General features: G+C 56.2%; 27 protein-coding genes and 1 other RNA gene. 10 read left to right on the forward strand and 18 right to left on the reverse strand.

From position 1 onward, the window contains the following. Positions 1-290 precede the first annotated feature (290 nt). Both H8S59_RS05290 and H8S59_RS05295 read right to left on the reverse strand, forming a co-directional pair. A complete protein-coding gene (locus tag H8S59_RS05290; RefSeq protein WP_187520727.1) occupies positions 291-854 on the reverse strand; it encodes a hypothetical protein in 564 nt (187 codons plus the stop codon). Positions 855-979: 125 nt separating this feature from the next. Further along, a complete protein-coding gene (locus tag H8S59_RS05295; RefSeq protein ID WP_343073035.1) occupies positions 980-1231 on the reverse strand; it encodes a DUF6124 family protein in 252 nt (83 codons plus the stop codon). Positions 1232-1604: 373 nt separating this feature from the next. Between H8S59_RS05295 and H8S59_RS05300 the strand changes: the two genes are divergently transcribed. The 3 genes from H8S59_RS05300 (at position 1605) to H8S59_RS05310 (ending at position 2780) form a co-directional block, all read left to right on the forward strand. Then, entirely contained in the window at positions 1605-1964 is a 360-nt protein-coding gene (locus H8S59_RS05300) for a hypothetical protein (RefSeq protein WP_187520729.1), read from the forward strand. Between the two features lie 3 nt (positions 1965-1967). After that, positions 1968-2150, forward strand: a complete 183-nt coding sequence (locus H8S59_RS05305; protein WP_027901417.1) for a DUF1289 domain-containing protein — start codon at positions 1968-1970, stop codon at positions 2148-2150. A gap of 81 nt (positions 2151-2231) precedes the next feature. Then, positions 2232-2780, forward strand: a complete 549-nt coding sequence (locus H8S59_RS05310) for a hypothetical protein (RefSeq protein ID WP_187520746.1) — start codon at positions 2232-2234, stop codon at positions 2778-2780. 406 nt (positions 2781-3186) lie between these two features. Here the strand turns inward: H8S59_RS05310 and H8S59_RS05315 are convergent, their stop codons facing one another. The 4 genes from H8S59_RS05315 to H8S59_RS05330 form a co-directional block, all read right to left on the reverse strand. Next, entirely contained in the window at positions 3187-3435 is a 249-nt protein-coding gene (locus H8S59_RS05315; protein ID WP_095098386.1) for a hypothetical protein, read from the reverse strand. Positions 3436-3604: 169 nt separating this feature from the next. After that, positions 3605-4105, reverse strand: a complete 501-nt coding sequence (locus tag H8S59_RS05320; protein WP_187520730.1) for a nuclear transport factor 2 family protein — start codon at positions 4103-4105, stop codon at positions 3605-3607. Positions 4106-4221: 116 nt separating this feature from the next. Then, positions 4222-4518 carry a hypothetical protein gene (locus H8S59_RS05325; RefSeq protein WP_187520731.1) on the reverse strand — a complete coding sequence of 99 codons (297 nt, stop codon included), beginning with the start codon at positions 4516-4518 and terminating at the stop codon, positions 4222-4224. Between the two features lie 263 nt (positions 4519-4781). Then, complete coding sequence (locus tag H8S59_RS05330; RefSeq protein WP_187520732.1) at positions 4782-5540, reverse strand: SDR family NAD(P)-dependent oxidoreductase; 759 nt, start codon at positions 5538-5540, stop codon at positions 4782-4784. A gap of 158 nt (positions 5541-5698) precedes the next feature. Between H8S59_RS05330 and H8S59_RS05335 the strand changes: the two genes are divergently transcribed. After that, on the forward strand, positions 5699-6598 hold the full coding sequence (locus H8S59_RS05335; RefSeq protein WP_187520733.1) for an AraC family transcriptional regulator: 900 nt from the start codon (positions 5699-5701) through the stop codon (positions 6596-6598). Between the two features lie 96 nt (positions 6599-6694). Here H8S59_RS05335 and H8S59_RS05340 read toward each other — a convergent pair whose 3' ends face one another. Both H8S59_RS05340 and H8S59_RS05345 read right to left on the reverse strand, forming a co-directional pair. Then, entirely contained in the window at positions 6695-7081 is a 387-nt protein-coding gene (locus H8S59_RS05340) for a hypothetical protein (RefSeq protein ID WP_187520734.1), read from the reverse strand. Between the two features lie 359 nt (positions 7082-7440). After that, a complete protein-coding gene (locus H8S59_RS05345) occupies positions 7441-8625 on the reverse strand; it encodes an aldo/keto reductase (protein ID WP_187520735.1) in 1185 nt (394 codons plus the stop codon). 188 nt (positions 8626-8813) lie between these two features. Here H8S59_RS05345 and H8S59_RS05350 point away from each other — a divergent pair, with 188 nt between their 5' ends. Together H8S59_RS05350 and H8S59_RS05355 are read left to right on the forward strand one after the other, a co-directional pair. Next, positions 8814-9794, forward strand: coding sequence for an AraC family transcriptional regulator (locus H8S59_RS05350; protein ID WP_187520736.1), 981 nt, complete (start codon positions 8814-8816; stop codon positions 9792-9794). A gap of 51 nt (positions 9795-9845) precedes the next feature. Then, positions 9846-10922, forward strand: a complete 1077-nt coding sequence (locus H8S59_RS05355; RefSeq protein WP_187520737.1) for an SEL1-like repeat protein — start codon at positions 9846-9848, stop codon at positions 10920-10922. Positions 10923-11220: 298 nt separating this feature from the next. On the opposite strand, the gene H8S59_RS05360 is transcribed toward H8S59_RS05355, so the two are convergent. The 8 genes from H8S59_RS05360 to H8S59_RS05395 form a co-directional block, all read right to left on the reverse strand. Next, on the reverse strand, positions 11221-11424 hold the full coding sequence (locus H8S59_RS05360; protein ID WP_187520738.1) for a DUF6124 family protein: 204 nt from the start codon (positions 11422-11424) through the stop codon (positions 11221-11223). A gap of 644 nt (positions 11425-12068) precedes the next feature. Continuing rightward, positions 12069-12266 carry a hypothetical protein gene (locus tag H8S59_RS05365; protein ID WP_187520739.1) on the reverse strand — a complete coding sequence of 66 codons (198 nt, stop codon included), beginning with the start codon at positions 12264-12266 and terminating at the stop codon, positions 12069-12071. Between the two features lie 10 nt (positions 12267-12276). Next, complete coding sequence (locus H8S59_RS05370) at positions 12277-13560, reverse strand: hypothetical protein (protein WP_187520740.1); 1284 nt, start codon at positions 13558-13560, stop codon at positions 12277-12279. A gap of 203 nt (positions 13561-13763) precedes the next feature. Then, positions 13764-14152, reverse strand: a transfer-messenger RNA (tmRNA) gene (ssrA, locus tag H8S59_RS05375). A gap of 109 nt (positions 14153-14261) precedes the next feature. Further along, positions 14262-14546 carry a hypothetical protein gene (locus tag H8S59_RS05380; protein ID WP_187520741.1) on the reverse strand — a complete coding sequence of 95 codons (285 nt, stop codon included), beginning with the start codon at positions 14544-14546 and terminating at the stop codon, positions 14262-14264. Positions 14547-14759: 213 nt separating this feature from the next. After that, complete coding sequence (locus H8S59_RS05385; RefSeq protein WP_187520742.1) at positions 14760-17570, reverse strand: FAD-binding and (Fe-S)-binding domain-containing protein; 2811 nt, start codon at positions 17568-17570, stop codon at positions 14760-14762. Positions 17571-17660: 90 nt separating this feature from the next. Then, positions 17661-18806, reverse strand: coding sequence for an FMN-dependent L-lactate dehydrogenase LldD (lldD, locus tag H8S59_RS05390; RefSeq protein ID WP_027901437.1), 1146 nt, complete (start codon positions 18804-18806; stop codon positions 17661-17663). Between the two features lie 63 nt (positions 18807-18869). Then, positions 18870-20561: a lactate permease LctP family transporter gene (locus tag H8S59_RS05395; RefSeq protein ID WP_187520743.1), complete on the reverse strand. Its 1692-nt coding sequence runs from the start codon at positions 20559-20561 to the stop codon at positions 18870-18872. Between the two features lie 406 nt (positions 20562-20967). Here H8S59_RS05395 and H8S59_RS05400 point away from each other — a divergent pair, with 406 nt between their 5' ends. Next, positions 20968-21735: a GntR family transcriptional regulator gene (locus H8S59_RS05400; protein ID WP_187520745.1), complete on the forward strand. Its 768-nt coding sequence runs from the start codon at positions 20968-20970 to the stop codon at positions 21733-21735. Positions 21736-21950: 215 nt separating this feature from the next. Here the strand turns inward: H8S59_RS05400 and smpB are convergent, their stop codons facing one another. Beyond that, a complete protein-coding gene (gene smpB / locus H8S59_RS05405; protein ID WP_027901440.1) occupies positions 21951-22433 on the reverse strand; it encodes an SsrA-binding protein SmpB in 483 nt (160 codons plus the stop codon). Positions 22434-22761: 328 nt separating this feature from the next. Here smpB and H8S59_RS05410 point away from each other — a divergent pair, with 328 nt between their 5' ends. Both H8S59_RS05410 and H8S59_RS05415 read left to right on the forward strand, forming a co-directional pair. Beyond that, a complete protein-coding gene (locus tag H8S59_RS05410) occupies positions 22762-23196 on the forward strand; it encodes a type II toxin-antitoxin system RatA family toxin (protein WP_095098659.1) in 435 nt (144 codons plus the stop codon). Beyond that, positions 23189-23500 (forward strand): RnfH family protein, encoded by a 312-nt coding sequence (locus H8S59_RS05415; protein ID WP_187520744.1) that lies wholly within the window; start codon positions 23189-23191, stop codon positions 23498-23500. Before H8S59_RS05410 ends, H8S59_RS05415 begins: the two co-directional genes overlap by 8 nt. A 72-nt stretch (positions 23501-23572) precedes the next feature. On the opposite strand, the gene H8S59_RS05420 is transcribed toward H8S59_RS05415, so the two are convergent. Next, complete coding sequence (locus H8S59_RS05420; protein WP_095098333.1) at positions 23573-24082, reverse strand: outer membrane protein assembly factor BamE; 510 nt, start codon at positions 24080-24082, stop codon at positions 23573-23575. A 98-nt stretch (positions 24083-24180) separates the two neighbouring features. Between H8S59_RS05420 and fur the strand changes: the two genes are divergently transcribed. Next, complete coding sequence (fur, locus tag H8S59_RS05425) at positions 24181-24588, forward strand: ferric iron uptake transcriptional regulator (protein WP_002555142.1); 408 nt, start codon at positions 24181-24183, stop codon at positions 24586-24588. Positions 24589-24625 lie beyond the last annotated feature (37 nt).

The following is a 24625-nucleotide window of genomic DNA, read 5'->3' on the forward strand; positions in this document are numbered from 1 at the left end:
CTTTAAGTTTTTTTCGCGCCTGATTTTATTGGTGTTTTCACAGGCGAGTATTGCGAATGTTTATTATTAATAAAAATGCTATCACCAAAGTATTAAGCAAATCGCTGGTTTTGCGACTGTGATTAATTGAATAGTTGTTCAGCTTGGGTTCAGGAAGTGCAACGTGCCTGTGATGTTAATAAAGGTTAGTTGTGCAGGGAGCACTCGTCGACCGATGATCGCTGCCGTGCCTGAGATCGCCGATCCAGCAAACCGGGAGCCCCTGGTCGGAATGCCAGGGCACAGGCACGCTAAGCCAACTTCATTCCGAACGGAATAGACAGCAGATGCAGGACGAACCCTGCTACGAGGCTGAAGATCATCACATTCCGGTATGTCCGCTCGTTAAACCTTTTATCGTAATGATTGACGACCAAGGCCAATGCGCCAGTGGCCCAGAAAAGAAGTGAAGCAACCGGCCAGATGATGTCCCGACCTGCAAAGTAAAACCATGTCGAATGGCCGTGCTTGCTCGGATAAAAAATCTCTACTTCTTGATAGATCAGTGCTTTTAGCACAATCGTTATGAGCCACAAGGAAAGCGCACACAGCAGCACGCGCACGGCCAATGGCAGTCGCTTCTTGATGTACAGCTCGGGGTGCAACGTCCAGATCAGCGGCTTATGGCAACGCAGACACTTTGCTTCCTTTACCCCGTTGGGCCGCACCTTGTTGTGCTTTCTGCAATTTCGACACTTTATATCCAGTGTCCAATCCATGCCCTTATGACAACTCACGCAGTCGCGCGACAGGCTTGGGGATTCCCACTGGTTTACAGCACCACAGTGGTCGCACTTCTTTTGCCTTGGTTCCATTGATCGCCAGACCTTTTTCGATAACTGAGCATACAGCGGCTGGTCGTTTGATTCGAGATCGATGAGGGTCTGGGGAGTTATGGCTGTGACCTTTCAAGACGACAGGCCGGAGATCAGGTTTAATCTCAACTCACGTATTCAGCCTGCTTACGATCCAGCAACCCATCCACCATCGCCTGAGCCATTTCCACCAGATGCATCACCGACATGGCATGGTCCCGTTGTGCGCCGTGCAGGTTATCGGCGGCTTCGTAGGCGGTGCTGGTGGCGCAGCGCAGCAGGTCCGCTGTGTGGGAGAGGACGTCTTCCTGGCTGATGTCCGTGCGGACGGAAAAGAAGCGGTTAAGGGTGCAAAGTTCGGTTGGGTTGTTCTTCACCGTGTTGATCTCCTTATGCGTAACCGGTAGCTGCAACCTTCATGATTTATGAAGGGGTGGCAGCTGTATGAGGGTTAGTCGACCGATCACAGAAAATCGGCGCACTCGAAAGTGCCCCGCATACAGCCGCCATAACTTAGGCTAGTAGATGCCTATCGCGGGATGCTTAAGATTTACTGTGAGTCAGGCGACTAAACCCGTTCGCTGCTGAGCAGCGACGGGCGGGAGGTTAGACGCGCAACTTCCCGCAAACAACCCAGTGAGCGACTCTGTCGAAAATTGAGACCAGTCCTACAAAGGCCCGTGCTGATGGATGACAGCGCTGGGTAACGTATGATTACCGTCTTATCGCAAATCACCCAAGGACCCCGCCATGCCGCCGTTAAGCAAACGCGATCAGGCACGTATCGAGCGTCGCCTGGCGTCTACCCTGACCGAGGCGTGCGAAACCGCAAAATCGGAAATCGTCGGCTTTTCGTGGTTGACCCACGAAGTGGATTACGCAGCGTTTCCTGCCAGCCTGCGCGTGGTGTGGATATTCGAGACAGAAGTCGAGAAAGACCAGGCCCTCGCCAGCGGCCAGCGTGAACGCATGGTTGATCTGACAGCCCAGGCACTGGAAGACGCCGATATCGTTATCGCCGATGTCAGCAAACGGGTGCAGTTCGACAGCGAAGAACAATGTCAGCGCGCCAATGGCGGCAACTGGCAGCAGCGTCTGGCGCGGGGTTGAAGCGTGGCAAAGGACATTGAGAATCCCTGTACCTCGGTTTGCCAGCTCAGCGGCGACCTTTGCGTGAGCTGCGGCCGCAACAAGGAAGACATCCGCAAATGGCGTCGCATGAATCGCCCCGAGAAAATGGCCGCCGTGCAGCGCGCCAGTCAGCGCCTGAAAAGCCTGAACAAAAAGAAAGGTTGAGAGCCCTCAGTCAGCGGTGTGAAAGCGGCTTCCCTCTGCAATACTCCGAACATCTACACCCGACTGTCGCCAGGAAAAATCATGAAAACAAAAAACCTGATGTTCTTGATTCTGTTCAGCGTGCTCGGTGCCTTTCAGGCGAACGCCGCTGATAAATCCTGCGCTGAAGCCATCGGTGACAAGCGCTCGGCATTACTCGTAAAACAATGCATCAGCGTATCGCCTGCCACCCGACCACCGTGCAACGCGGCCAACAGCTGCGAAATGATCAACAGCGAAGTGGAGCGCGGCTGTGGGATGTTGGCCGATGACGGAACCGCGCCGGACTTCTGCAAATTCGGCCTCACCAAGCCCGAAACCTTCCAGGGCGCGCTGATTTCCGGCAGCGGTATCGAGGATCACACCGTCACTGTTCTGCTGAACGACGGCCGCCGTTTCACGGCGTATTGCGATGGCAAATGCGGCTCGTGGTTTATCGCTGAAGACGAAGGGGAGGCCACCTTGCTGCCCAATATCGTGGGCAGAAACGTCAAGGTCACTGTGGCGAGTGAAGCCAACAAAGACCGCATCGCCGGGCCCGCAGAGGATGAGCAGTTGGTTTTTGTGAAGAAGATTGAGTTGGTTAAGTAACAGCCCAACTTCTGATTTGCAGGATTCGCCCCGGTGCCACTGACATCAGGCTTTTGCGCGGCGGGGAACCTGTAGGAGCGCGCTTGCCCGCGATTGCGTCGGCACAGGCGACGTATTTATCGACTGACATACCGAATCGCGGGCAAGCGCGCTCATCAAACAAAATGCAAATTAATAGGTTGAAATGCATTTCCTGTAGGAGCTGCCGAAGGCTGCGAAGCATTTCTCCTGATACACCTCGATCGCAGCCTTCGGCAGCTCCTACAAGTCCAATGTTTGCTTCGCGACAGCGCTGTGTCAGGGCACAGAGCGATCTCCTGCAGGAAAAAAGCATTTCGATTCAGAGATAGGTGTGTTGATGTCGCGAGGCGTTGGGGCGAATAGGCGATCTTGTTGCGGCAACCACCTACTTCTCCGGCCCAAACGCCTCAAGCCGCGCCTGCACTGCATCGTCGAAAATCATGTAAAGCGCCTCTACATCACTGGGCCGCAAGCGCTTGGCGGTTTCCAGTCCGAGGATAAAAGCGATCTGCAACTCACCCTCGCTTTCAACATCTTCGCGAGTACTGGCAGCATCGAGAGAGCGAAGCAGCTTATCAATAGGCCCACGAATAGGCTTTGGCAGCCGTAACAGGTCCAGCCTTTCTTGTGTCATTACGCGCTCCAGAACCATCGACTCGGGTCGAGGGCGGTGAGTAAGCCGACCATAGTGGGCCAAAACGGGTGTGAAGGGGATAGAAAAAGCGACGTAATGTTTGGGTCGTGTGAAGGGCAAGATCTGTAGGAGTGAGCTTGATCGCGATAGCGTCAGGTCAGGTGGCCGATCAAGCCTCCGGCTTTACGCGCTCTATCAAGTCATTCAATACGTAAGTATCCAGAAACGCCTTCGCTTGCGTGATCTGCCCATCCTTGAACGTCAGGTGCCACAGGTAGCTGTTTCTGTACGGCTGCTGATCCAGTGCCGTCGCTTCACCGTTCCACAGCACAACCACCACATCGCCTTCGGCAACGATACTCAGAACAACAGGTCTGATCGGGCTGGCCAGCCGCGCGCTGATCGGTTTGACCGCCCGCTCCAGCAAGTCCTGCTTGCCCTTATAGATGCCAGAAACAGGGCTGGACCCAGCGACAGTCCACTCAGCGTCAGGCGCCAGCAGGTCGAAGGTGGTGCCTTTGCCTTGCTGCCAATTCACAAACGATTGGCGGACCAACTCGGCATTTGAAGGCTGTGCTTTATTGTCAGTCGCCCATACCGTGCCCGTTAAAAACACAGACAGCAGGGCAGCAGCTTGAAGTCGAAAAACCGTGTTTAGCCATGTGCGCATGTCGTTCACTCCGTTGCGGTTATGAGGATTCTTGTGGAGAAGAACCTAACCCGCATCTGAGCTGACGGCGTAGCTCGATACTGCGAGGGCTTTGCCTGATGCTGCGTTTTTTGCCTTCAGGATTTGCGCCCGCTGATCTCCAAGTGACCATCACAGCTCATTAACGCCTGAAGCCTCTTTGGCCCGATGTCGAACGGGACTATCCACCAGTTCGTTCTGGAGTCATACGATGCCCCTGGCTGTAGTTCGTAGGGTGTTGTTTTTACCTGCTCAGGGTGCCGTAAAAAATAGGCATCCAGTGATTGCAGCCAGAACTGCTCGCCGTTATCGGGGCAGGACATTTCAGTTGATTCATCGCATCCGGAAAGCACAACCGACAGCAAAATGGCCGAAGCTTTAAAGCGGGATTTCATTGGCTATTCCTTGTGAGGTCGGGCTTAGCCTAACAGAGGTTCTTTCAAGGTTGGCGGCGCATGGCAGGTGGCTTGCGAGGGAGAGCGTCTGTATCTACCGGATCTACAGGCACAAAAAAGACGCCCTGAGGCGTCTTCTTCTAAATGGGTGGGTCGGGATAATTTGAATCCGTTTATTAACTTAATAATTTGTGGGGTAATCGAGACGGTCGTGGTCTCTCTATTGCGCTGACGACGGGTCGAAAACAGTAGTGCTACTGTGACTAAAGCAACTGCCCACCCGAAATATCAAATGTCGTCCCGTTAGCCCACGCCATGTCATCGGACAGGATAGCCGCGACCGCACGGCCGATATCGTCCGGCAAGCCGACACGTCCCAGCGCGATGCCTTGTGCCACATAGGCGTTCACGTCTTTGTTGTCGCGCACCACGCCGCCGCCAAAATCGGTGGCGATGGCACCGGGGGCAATGGCGTTCACCCGAATCTGGCGTGAGCCCAGTTCCACGGCCATGTAACGGGTCAGCACCTCGACTGCGGCTTTTACTGCCGCATAGAGGCTGTAACCCGGCAACGTAAAGCGCACAAAGCCGGACGAAACGTTCAGGATGCGACCGCCATCTTCAACAAACGGCAGCAGCTTCTGCGTCAGAAAAACCGGACCGCGAAGGTGCGTGGCGACCAACGAGGCAAACTGCTCTTCGGTCGCGTCAGTGAAGTTCGCGAAGAGACCATTGCCAGCATTGTTGACGAGGAAGTCGAAGCGCTCGCGGCCGAACTCGGTCTTCAACGTATCCGTCACAGCGCTTGAAAAAGCCGGATAGCTCGCGGTGTTGGTGATGTCGAGCGGCAGCATCGCTACTTTGCCACCCAGTGCCTGGATTTCCTGCTTCAGCGATTCGGCTTCTGCGACGCCGCTGCGATAGGTGCCAATGATGTGAACGCCGCGTTTGGCAAGGTGCAGCGCCATATTGCGACCAAGGCCACGGCTGGCGCCGGTGATGAGTGCGATTTGATTAGTCATGAGTTATCTCAGCCAGGTTCGGGCGCGCCTTTCGGCACGTTTTTGACCCGCTCAAGATAGGCAAACACAGATATATAACCCACGCCCAATAAGCTCAATTCATTGCCTGATTGTCTCAATCGTATTGCGCGGTGACTCGGCGCAGGCATAATCGCGCCATGAACAGAGACTTAGAGCCGCATCTCGACATAGCCCTGCGTCACGCGCCTCCGGGGCTGACCATCACGCCGATTCCGCGTGTGGACATCTGCGTGGGGCAAGGCTCTACAGACAAGGCGCCATGCCTGTATCGCTCAATGATCTGCTTCATCCTGCAAGGCTCGAAGCGCGTTGCGATCAACGACGACCTGCTGAGCTACGACAGTGAGCAATACCTCATCAGCGCCCTGGACCTGCCCTTGATCGGGCAGATTCTGGATGCAGAAGATGGGCAGCCCTACGTGGCGGTATCACTTGTGCTCGACCCGGCGATATTGGCGGAATTGGCAGCGACCATGCCTGCGGTTCGCGAGAGCGAACAAAAAGGCATTGGCATCGCGATAAACCCAATGAGCGCTCCGCTGCGCGACACATTGCTGCGCTTATTGTCATTGCTCGACACGCCCGGCGACATCCCGGTGCTCGGCCCCATGGTCGAACGGGAATTGCTTTATCGTCTCCTGCAAGGTCCCCAAGGTCGACTGCTACGCCAGATCGCCCAACCCGATGGCGCACTGGGTGGCATCCGCCGAGCCGTTGCCTGGATCCGCGATAACTACAACGCCCAACTTCGCATCGACGCGTTGTGCAATGCCAGCGGCATGAGCCGCGCAAGCCTGCATCGCCACTTCCTGTCCATGACCGGCCTCAGCCCCCTGCGATACCAGAAACAACTCAGACTGCAGGAAGCCCGCCAGCTTCTGCTGGCCGGTGAGCATCGGGCGTCTGACGTAGCGTTCGCTGTGGGCTATGAAAGTGCGTCGCAGTTTAGCCGCGAGTATTCACGGCAATTTGGGGCGTCGCCTGCGCGGGATGTGCGGGAGATACGGGAGGCAATCGGCACTCCGACCAGGGCGTAAAAGGGAGGTTGGCTATCAACAACACGACCTGCTTTGAAAACAGATTAACCATTAGTTTTCTCGGCAGGGCATTGAGTTGGCGTGGAGCGAGCGTAATTAAAGTGTCGGCTTGGGGACTGGAGTGTCAGGAATCGACTTGGCATTTTCAGGTCTTACCGGACAGCCGTCGGACAAGCCCCACCGTGTGATGACGCCACCCTCGACAAGAAATCTTTGAACGCACCAGACATACCTTGGGTTATATCCACCGGCGCCTGCAAGCCAGAGGTATTCATAAGACAGCATGCTGGAACCATCCGCCATCTTATAGCTGTTTTTGGGCGTTCCCCATGACATGACCAAATCATCTGCCGAGGAGCCTACCCATGAGGCCTGTACATCCTCGGTCGTCTGAAAACGCTGGTTGTACAGCAGATTTCCCAACGGAGAGTTTGAACACCCGGAGAGCATGACCCCCAACAACACGACACCCAATAACTTCATACCCTGACTCCGTTAATCAATATTTAACCCGCGACAGGCTTATGGTTAGCGCCGAGTGATTCTTGATTTTTCACGTGGTTAACCTGAATGAAGAATTCCACTTGCATCTTCCGATGTTAAAACTCGTAAGTAGATTCAGGCTGTTAGATCAGTCATTTGATGAAGCTTTATACGCCCCGTCCTCAGCGTGAAAAATAGTACACGTGTACTATTTTGCTGAGCGCAGAAACACCCTAAGTTGAAGAGGCCGCGCAGGGCTGCTGGTTATTTCGACGGCCGTCAAAGTGCTGGGTGAGCTGTCGGGGGCGGTGTGGTGCAATGCTGGAGCGAATCTCAAGTGGAGAGTGCGGTTACCTGACTCAGGACGGAACCGGCGCTTCAGCATCAATCAGGCTCTGGCTTTTCAGGTCTTCCCAAAAGGCTGCAGGAATGCCGACCTTCATCGCCTGCACATTGGCAATGATCTGCCCCGGCGAGCGCGCCCCCGGAATGATTGCAGACACTTGCGGATGCGCTGCGGCGAACTGCAAGGCGGCCGTATGAATGTCGATACCATGTTGACTGGCCACCGCCATTATTCGCGCACGCTTTTCTACCGCACCAGCGGGTATATCCGGGCTGAAGTTGTATCGGCTACGTCCTCCCAGGAACCCATCATTCAGGGGCGTTCCAACCACGACACTCGTGCCCTTGCTTTTCAATGTGGGAAAGGTGTTACGCAACGCATCGCGGTGGTCGAGAAGAGAGTATTGGCAGGCGAGCAGCACGATATCCGGAGTCGGATCATCGCGTGTCAGCGCCTGAACCACAGCATTCGGCGTATTGACACCGAAGCCCCATGCCTTGATTAACCCCTCGGCCCGCATCTTTTCAAGCTCGACCATTGCCCCTGTGCGCGCCACTTGATACGCCGCCTCCCATCCGCCTTCCAGTTCAGTGTTGTCGGGCGAAAGGTCATGGATAAAGACGATATCGATACGCGGCAGGCCCAATCGCTGCAGGCTGTCTTCCACAGAGCGACGCGTACCCGCTGCGGTGTAGTCATACCGATAGTTGAAGGGCGCGGGTGACTTCCAGATGGCATGATCCGCGCGCACGCCACCCGCCGCCGTCAACACTCGGCCGACTTTGGTGGAGATCACATAATCGGCTGGATTTTTACCGCGTAGAAAACGGCCCAGACGATATTCACTCAGGCCAAACCCGTAGAACGGCGAGGTGTCATACAGCCTTACGCCGGCATTCCAGGCCGCCTGCAAAACGGAATTCGCCTGCTCGTCACGGATGGGTGCAAAGATATTGCCGATCTGCGTCCCGCCCATACCGAAGCGTTGCGGGGTCATGTAACGCATCTTATGCGAGGGCGAATTGAAGGGCAGGTCTGCGCGCACAATCCGCCCTTCTGTACGCATTACGCTTCCACGCTCCGTCAGCGGGGAGGGCGCGGGCGCTGTAGCCAGCGAACTGGCGATACTCGATGCCGGTAACAAAGCGGCTGCTACTGCGCCCGCTGCCGAATAGGTAAGAAAATCTCGTCTGTCCATACAGCACTCCGTTCGCGGCTGAAGTTCTACGGGCTCATCGAAGCCGATATTCGCGATAGAAATTAGAGCAACGAGGGATAGGCGAGTGACCCTAAATCGCCATTGTTTATGCATAATCCTGCCGATAGGCTTGTGCTGAGCATGCACTCTCAGCAGACTCCAACCTTCCATTAACTGGGGCGCATGTGATGACGAGCGGTTCTCTCTCGCAATTCGGTTTCGACCATGCACACTCCCTTGTCTCGCGCGAATCCGTTGAGCCCAACGAGCGTCTCCAGTCACTCGGACGGCTTGTCGAAAAAGTCACCCGGCAGATCGGTCTGAACGAGATCTGCAAGACGTCGATTCCAGACCTGACCTTCTACCGAATGGCTGAATTGGGCACGCCCACTTACTGCATTTATGAGCCTTGCGTGGCAATCATTCTGCAGGGGGCGAAGGAAATCACGTTCGGTGAAGAGGCCTGTGATTTTGGGCAGGGAACGTTCTTTGTCACATCGGTCGACATTCCGACACTGGCTCGCGTGACCGCTGCGAGCGAGCAGACACCTTATTTATCCATCGTGCTGAAGCTCGACCTGGCCTTGCTTAACGAAGTCATCCAGATGCAGGCACCTTCCAGACAGGACGTGCCTTCTCAAGCTCGGGGCTTCGCATCTGGAATGGCATCAAGCGAGATGCTCGACGCATTCACTCGCCTCGCCACACTGATTGAGCAGCCACTTGAAGCTGGCTTGATGTCGGACCTTATCAAGCGAGAGATATGCGTCCGACTGCTGCTGAGCAGTGCGGGCCAGTGGTTGCGCAGTGTCACCCGCGATGGTCATCGAGATAAAGGCATCGTCAGAGCCATTGAATGGTTGAAACTCCATTACGAAAAGCCGCTTCACGTGGCCGAACTCGCCGAACGATCAGGAATGGCCAGCTCCACTCTGCATCACAACTTCCGCAAACTGACCGGCACCAGCCCTGTTCAATATCAAAAGTCGTTACGGCTGCAAGCTGCACGCAGCCTGATGTTGACCGACAGGGTAGACGTGAACACCGCCGCGCTGCGGGTCGGTTATGAAAGCGTCGCCCAATTCAGCCGCGAATACACCCGACGTTTCGGAGCCCCGCCGTCGAGAGACATCAAGCACGCAAGGGAACACGGTGGGAGGCTGGAATAGCGGCCCCATTCATATCGACCAAAAAACCAAAGGATGGAAAGGAATGTTCCTATGAAGGTGATACAAGCTGGGCTGTTTGCATCGTTGCTAGCGATTTGGTCTAACGTGACCGTTGGAAAGGAATCGCCGATCGAGGCCAGCGGTATACGCACAGACTTCGTGTGTACGCAGGATACGGGTCCCTCGGTCGTGCCTCAGGATTCAGATGCACAACGTTTATTCCTCTACGCTCGCCATCTTGAATCGTTGCGCGAGGGGGATTACACGAGTGGGAGTCTCGATGAATTCAATCGCATCAGTCGCTATTACCGTATCGCGTCCGCGTATGGAAACGCCGATGCGACCGAGGCATTGAGGTCCCTACAGTGGAAGTTGATCGATGACAGCTACGACGGTGTTGTCACTGAACTTCGCCGCAATCGCCAGAAAGAGAGCGACCGCCTGACGACGCTGCTCACACAGCAGTATCCGTCGCGAGGTTACCTGCTCCAGGCCGCTATGTATGCCCAGGCATGGAATCTTACCGAGGCATTAACCCTGTATCGCAAGGCAGCGGACCTGGGCAATGCCCAGGCGCAGCACCGACTGGCCGAGTATCTCGACGTCAACTCGATCGCAATGTCCAAGGCATTCGGGGCGAAGGCCAAGGACATCGCATTCGCGTTGCCGCTCTACCGCTGTGCCGCCCAGCAAGGACACGGTGGTGCGATGTACGAGCTTGCCATCAAACAAGCCAAAGACCGGCACTACGCCGAAGCGATGGCGGGATTCCAGCAAGCAGTAATGATGGGGGAAACTGCTGCTGCAGCCAGACTTGTGGATGCTTTTAACGAGAAAGCGAGCGGGCCTGAAACACTAGGAATGAAGAGTGACGCCGCGCGTTATGAACGATACGAGAAGATCCGTATTTTCTTGATCGATGAGCAAAAATTCGACCCGCGCGTGCCCGAACTGAACCAAATTGTGCCGCTGCCTCCTGCAGCGCTGCCCGAATGGGACGGGACCTTTCAGTGGAAGAAAGAGCAGCTCGCACCGCAGGAGGCTCCGTCGGAGACGTTAATGGCCAGCATGGCCAAAGCCAAGGGGTTGGATCCGCAGACAGGATTACCGAAGGATGCCGTGCGGTGAAAGTGGCGTAGCTTGTGGGTGGTGAATAGCCTTGAAAAACTTGGGGTCAGAGCACGTTTAGAACAAAGGTGGTCTGACCCCGATTTTCGCGCTGTAGTCGCCAGCCTGATTAACCCCGTAGCGGGTTTCAAACCCATCCTCATGCTGGCGGCAACGATGCAAATAGCGGCTGCTTTATTGGCGATCTTGCGAGTTAGAACTCAGCGCTGAGGTGAAAGATTGAGAGCTGTCCATAGCGTCCGCAGACGTAGACAGCTCACAGCGCTGGAAACTGTTTAGTTTTTGTTTACGCAGCGTCTCACGGGCAAGGAACGCTGTGGCTGAACTTCACAGCGTCTTCCATCTTGCATCGCGCCATTTCAATCAAATGCACCACTGAAAATGCATGATCACGCTGACTGCCGTTCAGGCTGTCGGCGCTTTCGTAAGCCGTCGCCTTGGCGCAGCGAAGCAGCTCGTCTGTGTCATTGAGCAGTTGTTCAAGGGATTGGTGATTCGTCATGTTGAGCTCCTGGAGTAATGGAGCTGCCAGAGGCCTTCCTACGGGCTTTGGGTGGCAGCTGTGCGCAGGGTAGGAATACCGGAACTCTAGGAACCCGGCCACGCCGAAGCGTGCCCACGCACAGCCACCATGATTGACCGGGAAAAGAACCACGTTCTTCCAGTCGTAACGGTTGGCATGTGCATACCTAGATAGTTCCGGGTTCCTACACCCAGGCCGCTGAATTGGCAGCGGCGGGAGGAAGGGTAGCGGGGTGTGGAGGGGCGAGCAAGGATAAGTTTGGAATGCGGGGTTGTGATCAGTGGGGCGGCGCGAGGTTTGGGGGACGTGACAGTCTATGAAATAAAAGGGAGGGGATTCACAACTTCACATGCTCGCCCCGAGTGGGTGTCTCGCCAAACTCATCAAGCAGATCCGCCGTATCGATATAAGATGTGCGGATAATGCCCCTGCTTGATTTCTTCAGGTTCATGAGCGGAGAAACAGACGTTGAAAAGGCCTGTCCGAACTTTGCGTACTTTGATGGGAGGACGAGAAAAGTCAGCAGTTTAGCTGTCTAGAATTATTTACAGGCAACTGCATGTCCACAGAAACAACAAAGGCCTGCATCGATGCAAGCCTTTGCGCTTTGGACATTTACGACATCACATAGAATATGACTCAAGCATCTCTCGTGCGCTGAGTTTGCTGTCCAGTTTTTGCAACAGAATCGAATACTGCTCAGATTTCGCTTCTTGGTGGTTTAGTCGCGCAGGACGAATCTGCTGATTTTCACGGCTGAGCGAATCTCTCGCAGCCAGTAGCAGATCATCCGGCTGGAGGGGCGACGTAAAGTAGGTCATTTTTACTCCATCACTCTGGTCGTTTGAAAAATCTTGGGTTGAGCTCGGGCTTGAAATAATGCTTACGATCAATCCAGACAAAACCGTCATGCTTGCTAATCACCGCGACATCAATTGGGCCCGATACCGATTCACTTGGCTTCGTGACCCTTTCCTTAAGCGATTCTAGCTCGATTAAGCTTTTGGCTAGCCCTGCCATGTCGGGCAGGGGAAGCGAATGTATGATATTCGACAGTGGAAAGAAATGCTGGTTGCGGATTTCCTTAAACCATTTGTCGGTGTGACCGTCTCGCGCCTCTGTCACCATATCAACTAACCTCTGGTCGTCAAGCTTGTCCGGCACACCGCACTCAGCCATTACTCTCTTGCCGAAATCGGCCAGAGCTGAACGGGTGGAGTCAAACACCGCGCCGAATACGTCTGGCGCAACCCCCATCCTGAAGGTGTCGATCATGCTGGTGGTTGCAAACGGCTGGATCACGGCTGGTGAGCTAGCGTCCATAACCCTAGGCTCTTGACGATCAAGAATCAATCTGTCTCCAAGGAAACCATAGCACTCGAATACCTCCAACGTCGGAAAATAGTCATCTTTTCCGTAGCCAGCAATTACTACGCCAGTTCTATCCGCAAATTTGCAGAAATCTTTGACCGCGAAACGAATCAGAGTGTGAACAAATCGGGTAATTAGCGGCTTACGAGAGTCATGATTTATGAATAGAAGAATCGAATCGCCGGCGGCATCAATAAAACCGGCTGCGGCCTTTGCGATCGCGCTGGCTATGTCGGCCTCGGTAAGAAGAGGGTCCAGCGGGGATGTCTCCACCTCCGATTCGACCTTCGCCAAGGCGTCTTCCAGCTCAGCGTCCGTGAGTGATTCAAGTTCATGAATGTGCTCTCGTCCAGCGGCAGTGGCTATCTGCTCGTGAAGGCGCCAAGCAGCCGACCCTATCAATGTGATCATCGAGTTGTTTTTGAGCTCATCACTGAAAAGTCTGTCGTGATGTTGGACGAAGTCAAAAAACCTCGTTGGGTAGGCTTCTAGCCGATCGTGCTGCTCGTTACCTAGATCGTCTCGGAAAGCTTTGATTGCGAGTTCCCATGGCACACCTTGCAACCCTGCTGATCCGTAAATCATGAGCCCTACCGGGGCCGCACGGGAGAGTTCAAAGAGCTTGTTTGCTCCTTTGAAGTATCGGCGCTCTTGCTGACCATCTTTCCAGGAAGTAACAGTGGTTGCACTATCGGCCGCCAAAACCACGGCAGTCCGGCTCATAATAGCGATTTCAGCGGTCATTTTAGAGGACTCTATTCCATTAGAGCCACCAATTGGCTCGTAGTGGCAATATGCACTGATTACTCTCCCCGTGCTACAGGCGTAAAGGAGGGGCTGACCTCATATTCCTCTTGAAGGTTGTCATTTCACAGCCAGGATAGGTAAAAAAAGGCACAAAAAAAGCACCTGCGTCGCCGCGAGGTGCTTTTTTGTACTGCTGAATTTGGTGGAGCCGGGGGGATTTGAACCCCCGTCCGCCAGTACTCCGCTGTCGGTCCTACATGCTTAGCCGTGTCTATTAAGTTAACCCTCAGCGACCCGACGGGCAGGGTGCTTTGGGCGAGCTGTGTAAGTTTTAGCCGATTCGTCCACAGCGTACTGCACGGCGATTCTGTTCTATATGACAATCACTTCGGGTTTACAGACATCCCCTAATGATTGCTGGAGCCGAAGCTACCAGAAGTGCGGGCTAGGCTGCTTACGCAGCTAGTTGAGCACCGTAGTTATCGTCATTGGCAACTATAGAAAGTTGCAACAGTGGATTTACGACTTCTGTTACCAAGTCGGCATGCACCTAAAGTTTCATCACCGGCGTCGAATCCTAATCGGCCCCAGGTGACTGCTTTCGCAGTCAGGCCGCGGAGTGTACTCCAATGAGGTCCTCGCGTCGACCTTCTGTCGCATCCGGTTTTGGCCAACCATGGGGCTGGCCGAAACGCGTATTACTTGGCACCGTCGGCAGACGAGCCTGTGTTTTTCAGCTTGGTGATGGTCTGGGTGGTCAGCTCTAAACACTTTTTCTCGTCGCCAGCTTTTTGAGCTGCCAGTGCTTCGTCGTGGGTTTTTTGGATTTCAGCCTTGGTGTCGGTCGACAGATTGGCCGCTGACGACTTATTCGCATCCTTCAGAGCCTGCAGGTTGGCACCACAAAGGTCATCGGCGGCGAACGCCGGGGAACCCAACAGGGCAGCGGTGAGGAACAATCCAGTGAGTGCTGTGCGCTTCATTGTGTATCTCCTTTTATCGCCTGTGGACTCGGTATGGCCGGTCGATGAGGCCCGTCGCCGAGGTCTGTGAGTAAGCCCGGCTCAGATTGGCGGGCTTACTAGACTGACTGTGCGCAAACGCAGGGGTTCTATTTAATTTACAGTCTCATGTGAAAAAGCCATATTTCGCGATATAGGCACCAAAATGGGGCGATTACCGCTGCTGTGTCGTGATCAGCCGATTTTCGCCTGTGTGACGCGATCTACCAGATAGACCAGCCCGTGGTAGTCGATCCCGCCATGTTGCGACAGGCCAATCTCGCAGGTGCGGCTGGTGGAGATGCCTTCGCTGCAGTGTTGGACCGCGTCTTTAAGGGTGCGCAGTGAGTGGGCGTTCAGCTCCGGCGTCGTGAAGCCTTTATCACCCGCGAAGCCGCAGCAATGAATGCCTTCCGGGATGACCACGTTCATGCTGCACAGGCGCGCCAGCTCAATCAGTGCCTGGCTTTCGCCCAGATGCTGGGTGCTGCAGGTGACGTGTACGGCGATGGCTTCTTGCTGGGGTGTGAAGGTCAGTTTGTCGAGCAGATGCGTGCGGATGAAACGTACGGGATCGTATAGATCCAGGCGTGTGTCTTTGAGGTTTTCCATCAGGCGCAAGGTGCACGGGCTGGTGTCGCAATAGATCGGATCGAGCCCGCCGCGACTGGCTTTGCTCAGTGCAGCGAGCAGTTGCTGGCGCTTGTCGTCGGCCTGTTCTTTGTAACCTTTTGAGGCAAAAGGCTGGCCGCAGCACAGGTTGTCCTGATCGTCGGGGAACACTACTTGGTAGCCGGCTTTTTCCAGCAGGCCACGGGTTTTGTCCATCAGCGACATTTGTTCTTTATCACCCGCAGCAGGGCCCATGACTCGCGACACACAGGCGGCCAGATAGACCACGCGCGGGCGTTGATTCTCAATGGGCGGATTGAAACGAATCGCTTGTTCGGGCTGCGGCATGGCGGGGGACCACTGGGGCACGCGCCCGGCAGACGCTTTGCTCAGTGCGGCGGATATTTTTGCCAGCCTTGGCGCACCCAGCAGCATGCGCGCGCCATTGGCGGCGTGCAGGGTAAAGCGCGCACCTTGCAGTATGGTTTTGAAGTGATTGGCCATCCAGTCTGCGGCCTGTGCGTGACTGGCTTCCTGGCTGCGCAGCTTTTTGATCAGCTCGCCGGTATTGATGCCCACCGGGCAGCGTTGCGCGCACAGGCCGGTGGCGGCGCAGGTTTCGATGCCTTGATAGTGATAAGCCTTTTCCAGTTCGTCGGTGTTGATGCCCGCACGTTTGCGCGCCTGAATGTCGCGCCAGATGACGATGCGCTGCCGTGGGCTGAGGGTCAGGCCTTTGGAAGGGCACACGGGTTCGCAGAAACCGCATTCGATGCATTTATCGATGATCTCGTCGGCGGCGGGCAGTGGTTTCAGGTGCTTGAGGTGGATCTGCGGATCGGTGCTCAGCACCACGTCAGGGTTGAGAATGCCGTTGGGGTCGAGCAGCCGTTTGAGTTGCCACATCAATTGATAAGCGTCGTGGCCCCATTCCAGTTCGACGAAGGGCGCCATGTTGCGGCCAGTGCCGTGTTCGGCCTTGAGCGAGCCGCCGAATTCGACCCCCACCAGTTGCGCGACGTCTTCCATGAACGCCTGATAACGAGCCACTTCCTCTGGGTTGTTGAAGCCTTGGGTGAAGACGAAGTGCAGGTTACCTTCCAGCGCATGGCCGAACAGGATGGCTTCGTCGTAGTGGTGTTTGTCGAACAGCGCGATCAGGCGACGCACGCCGATGGCCAGTTGTTCGACGGGGAAGGTCACGTCTTCGATGATCACCGTGGTGCCGGTTTGCCGGACTGCGCCGACGGCGGGGAAGGTGTCTTTGCGGATGGCCCACAGACGGGCGTTTTCCAGTGGGTCTTCGGTGAAATCGACCTGTTTCTCCACTGGGAAAGACGCTAGCGAGGCCATGATCTGCGCCAGCTGTTCATGCAGTAAAGGTCGGGACGCGGCGCGGGCCTCGATCAGCAGCGCGCAGGCATTTGCTGACAGTTCACGTACGAAGGCGGGCATGCCGGGTTTGTCCTGCACCGAGCGCATGCTGCGTCGGTCGAGCAGTTCGACGGCGGCCACGGGTTGGCCTTTCAGGACCGTGACGGCGTTGCAGCAGGTCTCCACGTCCGGGAAGACGATCAATGCTGAGGCTTTGTTGGGATGGTCGATGACGGTGTCGTAGGTCACTGCGCTGATAAAGCCCAGCGTGCCCTCGGAACCGACCAATAGGTGGCTGAGGATATCCAGTGGCTCATCAAAATCCACCAGGGCGTTGAGTGACAGGCCGGTGGTGTTTTTCAGGCGATATTTGTGGCGGATTTTTGCAGCAAGCTCGGCGTTGGCGCGGGTTTCACGGCCCAGTCTGGCCAGCTCTTCCAGCAAGTCTGCATGGCTGATGCGAAAGGCTGCGACGCTGTTCGGGTCTTCGGTGTCGATGCGGGTGCCGTCGGCCAGTATCACGCGGATACCTGCGAGAGTGTGGTAAGTATTTTGCGCGGTGCCACAGCACATGCCGCTAGCGTTGTTGGCGACGATGCCGCCGATTTTGCAGGCGTTGATGGACGCCGGGTCCGGGCCGATCTTGCGGCCATAGGGTGCGAGCCAGGCGTTGGCTTGCGCACCGATCACACCCGGTTGCAGGCGGATTTGCGTGCCGTTGTCGCGCACTTCGCGGCCGTTCCAGTTGTCGCCCAATACCAATAGCACTGAATCGCTGATGGCTTGGCCCGAGAGGCTGGTGCCCGCGGCGCGAAAGGTCACCGGGACGTTTTCGCGATGGGCCAGTTTGAGTAAGGCGATCATTTCATCTTCGGATTCAACGCGGATCACCAGCTTGGGAATCAACCGGTAGAAACTCGCGTCGGTGCCGAAGGCCAATGTTGAAAGCGGATCGTCGAAGCGGCGATTGGCGGGGATCAGGCGGTGGGCTTCGGTCAGGAAGGAAGCAGGGAGGCTCATGCGGTCTTCCTCAGGCAGTCAGGGGCTCAGGTTTTCAGGATTAGCGACGTCGCGGCATCTGGCGTGCCGCGTACGTTGTGATGCATGAGTTCAGACGCCCAATTCACGGACAAGGGAATCGCGGGAAATTTCGCTGATGGATTTGGCTCCGGTCAGCACCATGGCCACGCGCATTTCTTTTTCAAACAGGTCGAGCAGGTTCTTTACGCCAGCCTCGCCGTGGGTGGCCAAGGCATAAATGAACGCGCGGCCGATCAGCACGGCGTCCGCACCCAGGGCGATCATCCGTACTACGTCCAGCCCGCTGCGAATGCCGGAGTCAGCGAGGATCTTCAGGTCGCCTTTCACGGCGTCGGCGATGGCGGGCAGGGCGCGAGCACTGGACAGCACGCCGTCGAGCTGGCGGCCGCCGTGGTTGGACACAATGATGCCGTCAGCGCCGAATTTCACAGCGTCGCGGGCGTCTTCCGGGTCAAGAATGCCCTTGATCAGCATCGGGCCGTCCCAGGTGTCGCGGATCCATTCCAGATCCTTCCAGGAAATGGACGGATCGAAGTTGTTGCCCAGCCAACCAATATAGTCGGCAAGGCCGGTCGGGTTACCACGGTAGGTCGAGATGTTGCCCAGGTCGTGGGGGCGGCCGTTTACGCCGACGTCCCACGCCCATTGAGGATGGGTCATGGCTTGCAGCACGCGGCGCATCGGGCCGTTTGCGCCGCTCATGCCGTGATGGGCATCACGATAGCGTGCACCGGGCACCGGCATGTCCACGGTGAACACCAGCGTTTTGACCCCGGCGGCTTTGGCGCGCTCCAGGGCGTTGCGCATGAAGCCGCGATCCTTGAGCACATAGAGCTGAAACCAGATGGGGCGGTCGATGGCTGGTGCGACTTCTTCAATCGGGCAGACGGACACTGTGGACAAGGTGAACGGAATACCTTTGCTGGCGGCTGCGCGTGCTGCCTGAACCTCGCCCCTGCGGGCGTACATGCCGCACAGGCCGATGGGCGCCAGGGCCATGGGCATGCTCATGGTTTCGCCGAACAGTGAGGTTTCCAGATTCAGCTCGGACATGTTTTTCAGGACGCGCTGACGCAAGGCAATGCTGGCAAGGTCCGAGACGTTGTGGCGCAAAGTGTGCTCGGCGTAAGCGCCGCCGTCAGCGTAGTGAAACAGGAACGGCGGCAGCTTGCGTTGCGCTGCTGCGCGGTAGTCAGTGGAAGCGGAAATAATCATGGGCTCTCACAACTCGAGTGGGTGGGCAGCCGGGCGCGCTCAATGCACCCGGCGCTTGTTTCATCAGTGCACTAGCATGCCGGTGAACCAGTACGCCTGGGCGTAGGTCATGCAGCCGATGATGGTGGCGAAGAAAATGCTGTGCTTGAGGGTGAAGCGGAACAGGTCCGATTCCTTGCCCACCAACCCGGTTGCGGCGCAGGCAACGGCGATGGACTGCGGGGAAATCATCTTGCCCGTCACGCCGCCGGTCGAGTTGGCCGCGACCATCAGCACATCACTGACGCCCACCTGATGCGCGGTGGTCGCTTGCAGTGAGCCAAACAACGCGTTCGACGAGGTGTCCGAGCCGGTCAGGAACACGCCCAGCCAACCCAGGAATGGCGAGAAGAACGGGAAGGCTGCGCCAGTCCCGGCCAGTACCAGGGCGAGAGTCGAGGACATGCCCGAGTAGTTCATGACAAAGGCAAAGGCCAGCACCATGCCGATGGACACGATGGCCCAGCGCAATTCTTTGAGGGTTTCTTTGAACGTTGTCAGACCGGTGCTCGGGGTAATCCGCAACACGATCATTGCGAGGATGGCGGAGAACAGAATCGCCGTACCCGATGCCGCGATCAGATCGAACTTGTACACCGCAGGCATGGCTGTGGCGTTGGCGACGATGGGCGCGGTTTTCATCACCAGTTGGTCGAGGTACGGAATCGGGATGTTCATCGTCCACGCCTGCATGGCGCCACCGGCCAGAAACATCGCTTTGAAGGGCTTCAGCGTCCAGATGGTGACCATCACGGTGAGAATCAGGAACGGCGACCACGCCTTGAAGATCTGGCCCATGGTGTAGGGCGATTTAACCGAGGAGCGCGGCTGATTGAAACTGCCAGGGTTGCCCATGACCGCTGCGCCGCCCGAACTGCTGACCACGGTTTCCCCGGCTTTTTTCGGCTGCCAGACTTTCAGGAAGAAGGTCAGGGCGACCATGCTGACCAGTGCCGAGGTGATGTCCGGCAGTTCCGGGCCTATATAGTTGGAGGTCAGGTATTGGGTGATCCCGAAGCTCAAGCCTGCGACCAGTGCGGCGGGCCAGGTTTCTTTGACGCCTTTGACGCCGTCCATCATGAACATCAGCCAGAACGGCACGAACACCGACAGGAAAGGCAATTGCCGACCCGCCATGGCGCCAATCTTGAATGGGTCGATCCCTGACACCTGGCCCGCCACAATCACCGGAATCCCCAAGGCACCGAACGCAACCGGTGCGGTATTAGCAATCAGGCACAGCCCCGCCGCATAAAGCGGGTTAAGGCCGAGGCCGACCAGCAAGGCGGCGGTAATTGCCACGGGAGCGCCGAAGCCTGCCGCACCTTCCAGAAAGGCCCCGAAACAGAACGCGATCAACAGCACTTGCAGGCGTTGGTCATCGGTTATGGACATGACCGAGCTGCGGATGATCTCGAACTGTCCGCTTTTGACCGTCAGTTTGTAGAGGAAAACCGCAGCCACGATGATCCAGGCGATGGGCCACAGCCCGTACGCAAACCCATATCCAGCGGCCGCGAGCGCCATGCCAGCCGGCATCTGGAACGCGAAGATCGCAACCAGCACCGATAACGCCAGCGTAATACTGCCAGCGATGTGCCCTTTGAGCCTGAAGACGGCCAATGCCAGAAAGAAAAATACGATGGGTATGAGTGCAGCGGCGGCCGAAAGGCCAAGACTGCCCAAGGGTGTGTAGAGCTGTTGCCAGGTTTGCATATGGGAGGCCCCTAATTGTTTTTGGATAGGCCCGGTATTCCGTGTCTTACGTGCGAGGCTTCGGTCTGGCGCCCAGGTTGGCGGACGTCTTGCCGATGCTGACGAACGAATCGCACAGCTCACCAGTTCAAGCCTTTCGTCATCCCGAAAGGTACTTGCAGCGCAGTAGAGAGTAGCCGCTGACGCTGGCATTGGATAATTGGTAATACCAATTTACAATGTCTGATCGCTAGCGTAGAAGCCTTGGTATTGATGTGTCAATTTGCCGTGGGACGACTTTCGTAGCAGGCGCTGTGAAATCCACTGTTGATACGGTTTCTTAGGCGCTATCTGGCGGGTGCTTGAAGGGCTGCAATCAGCCAGAATACGCGGGCCCGGCAGCATGATCGGGGAAGTGGAGAAAGTGATGGGCTTTGATCAGGTGCGTCAGCGCCGTTTGTCTGACGATATTGTCGAGCAGCTTGAACGAATGATTCTTGAGGGCACGCTTAAATCGGGTGGTCGTCTGCCAGCCGAGCGTGCGCTTGCCGAGCAATTTGGTGTTTCCCGACCTTCCTTGCGCGAAGCGATCCAGAAACTGACCGCCAAGGGCTTGTTGACCAGCCGTCAGGGCGGCGGCAACTATGTAGTGGAGAACATCGGGTCCACCTTCAGCGATCCGCTGCTGCATCTGCTGGAAAGCAGCCCGGATGCGCAGCGCGACTTGCTTGAGTTTCGCCACACGCTTGAGGCGTCCTGTGCCTATTACGCCGCCATGCGCGCCACGGATGTGGATCGCGAGCGCCTGCGGTTAGCGTTCGACACGTTGCAGGATTGTTATGGGCGTGAGGGGGAAGTCAGTCGAGCGGAGGAGGGCGCGGCGGATGCCAGCTTTCACATGGCCATTGCTGAAGCCAGTCATAACGCGATTTTGCTGCACACCATCCGAGGGCTATTCGATCTGCTCAAGCGTAACGTGGTGACTAACATCGGCGGGATGTACAAACAGCGCAGCGAAACCCGCGACATGCTGATCAGTCAGCACCGGGAGTTATACACCGCCATTATTGAAGGTCGCGCGGACGATGCCCGCGATATTTCCAGTCGCCATTTGCTTTATGTGCAGGAAGTGCTGGAAGAAGTGCGGCTGCAGGTGCAGCGCACGGCTCGGGCTGAGCGGCGTAATGGGATGTGATGAGATAGAACTGTAGGGCGGTTAGTCTGTGCTGTCCCGTCTGCCGTGGGACCGGCTTTAGCCGGGAAGAGGCCGTTACAGTCACTAAAAATGTGTCGTCAGAAATGTCGCCTTCCCGGCTAAAGCCGGTCCCACGTCGAGGGCCCTATTTGCAGGCAGACATGAGGTCGCGCCTGCAAATAGAGCCTCGCAGAGTAATGAATCAGGCGCTAAGCCTAATCATCCTTACCCTTGGTCCGCACGGCACGCTGTAGTTCGCGATCGGAATCACGCTCACGCTCGGTGTGGCGCTTGTCGTATTCCTTTTTACCTTTACCCAGAGCAATTTCGCACTTGATCAAGTGCTGCTTCCAGTAAAGGGAAAGCGCTACGCAGGCATAGCCTTTCTGCTGTACAGACGACGTCAGCTTTTCAAGCTCGCGCTGGTTCAGCAGCAGTTTACGGGTGCGTGTCGGGTCAGCGATGACGTGGGTGCTGGCGGTCGTCAACGGCGAGATATGGCTACCCATTAGCCAGGCCTCACCGTCTTTGAGCAGCACATAACTGTCGACCAGCTGTACCTTGTTGGCACGCAGACTTTTTACTTCCCAACCAGCCAGGACCAGACCGGCCTCGAACTTGTGTTCGATGAAGTAATCGTGACGCGCCTTTTTATTTTGCGCGATGGTCCCTGTAGGGTGTTTCTTGAGCTTAGCCATAGGCGACGCATTATAGGGACTCGCCGCGATGTCGGCTATGGGGAAGCGCATGCTTGAGCACGATGATTTAATCCCGGACAATGTGCCCGCTCAGGCGACGTGTTTCGGGTCCTGAAGCAAAGGTGACTAATATTTCATTCGAACCGATGCTGGCTCGCCAGGTCGATTTGTTCATCACGCTGTTCACCACGGTGACGTGTGTTCGCAGTATCCGCAGGTTGGGTGACGGGCCTTGGCGCTCCTTGCTTTGACGTTTTTTTGATGCGCTATGTGGCGCCGTTCGGCATTCTTGTTGTATCTGCCGCGCAGCTTTGGAATTGACGCTGACATGACTACGCATATTCAACGTTCCGCTCTTTTGCCCTATCCGGCCAAGGCTCTCTATGACCTGGTCAATGATGTGGAGCGCTATTCGGAATTCTTGCCCTGGTGCTCCGCCTCTAAAGTGCTGGAGGCGAGCGAGGAGCACATGCGTGCCAGCCTGGAGATCGCCAAAGGCGGCCTGAGCCAGCATTTTGTTACGAAAAACACACTGGTGCCGGGGCAGTCCATCATCATGGATCTGGTTGAAGGGCCGTTCGAGCAGTTGCATGGCGTCTGGACATTCAAGGCGCTGGGCGAGAAAGCCTGCAAGATCAGTCTCGATCTGTCCTTCGATTACGCAGGCCCAATCGTTCGCGCCACGCTTGGACCTTTGTTCAATCAGGCGGCTAATACGTTGGTGGATGCGTTCTGTCAGCGAGCGAAAGAGTTGCATGCCTGAGACGATGATCACCGTTGAGCTGGTGCACGCCGGTGTGGACCGGCAACTGCTGCGTGCTGTTGAAGTTCCTGCAGGGGCGACTGTTCAACAGGCACTGCTGCTCTCCGGCGTCGGTGGCGAGTTTCCCGAGCTGGATCTCGAGCATTGCCCGGTTGGCATCTTCGGTAAAGTTGTCGGCCATGAGCGTGTGCTGGAGCATGGCGACCGGATCGAGATCTATCGTCCGCTGCTGGCTGATCCAAAGGAGGTTCGGCGCTTGCGAGCCGCCAAGGCCGCCAAGGCTCGGCAGGCGAGCGAACGTTAGGCCCATCGTTTCAGCGAATCACAGACAGCAAAAAGCCCGGCATGCCGGGCTTTTTTGTGCCTGCAGTATTGCTTACTGCGGCGACACATCCAGTGGTTCCTGGGTCGGAACAGGGACTGTCTCGACTTTGTCGACGTCCTTCTGGATCTGATCAAGCAGCGAGCCTGGCTTGGCAGGTTCTTCTTTTGGCTGCTCTGGCGTGGCCGTGGAATTACCGTCGTTGCCAAGAATGGCTTCATCACGGCTCACGCCTGGCATGAAGTCACCCGACAGGCTGACCAATTGGTCATTGCCGTTGAAGATCAGCGAAACACGCTCTTGCTGACGTTCACCGCCACCAGGCTGCAAGCTGTACAGGTAATCCCAGCGATCGGCATGGAAAGTGTCGGTCAGCAGAGGGTTGCCCATGATAAACCGTACTTGCCGTCGGGTCATTCCCGGCCTTAACTGGTCTATCATGTCCTGCGTGACGACATTGCCTTGCTGGATGTCGATTTTGTAAACCCCGGGGAATGAACAACCGGCGAGTGCGAGCAGTCCCACAAGGGTGAAACTGGTTAGCAGGAGCTTGGTGTTTTGCATCGGTGGGCGACTTCCACTATCTTGGCTGGGACAACGTAAACCCCGATCATACCTGCATTAAGAGAAGCTGCGAAGCAGCGTCTGCGAGAAAGCTGACCATGGTTGAAAATAGCGAACTACGAAAAGCCGGACTTAAAGTGACCCTGCCACGGGTCAAAATACTACAGATGCTCGATTCCGCCGAGCAGCGCCACATGAGTGCTGAGGATGTTTACAAGGCTCTGATGGAAGCTAGCGAGGACGTCGGACTGGCCACGGTTTACCGTGTCCTGACCCAATTCGAAGCTGCCGGATTAGTGGTTCGCCACAATTTCGACGGTGGACATGCGGTATTCGAACTGGCTGACGGAGGCCACCACGACCATATGGTCAACGTGGAATCCGGAGAAGTGATCGAGTTCTTCGACGAAGAAATCGAAAAACTCCAGAAGGCGATTGTCGAGCGGCACGGTTTCGATTTGGTGGATCACAATTTGGTGCTGTACGTGCGCAATAAAAAGGCTTAAATCCTTTTTTGACGCAACAGCAAAGGCGACCTTAGGG

It is taken from the genome of Pseudomonas folii (genome assembly GCF_014357575.1).
GTDB lineage: Bacteria > Pseudomonadota > Gammaproteobacteria > Pseudomonadales > Pseudomonadaceae > Aquipseudomonas > Aquipseudomonas folii.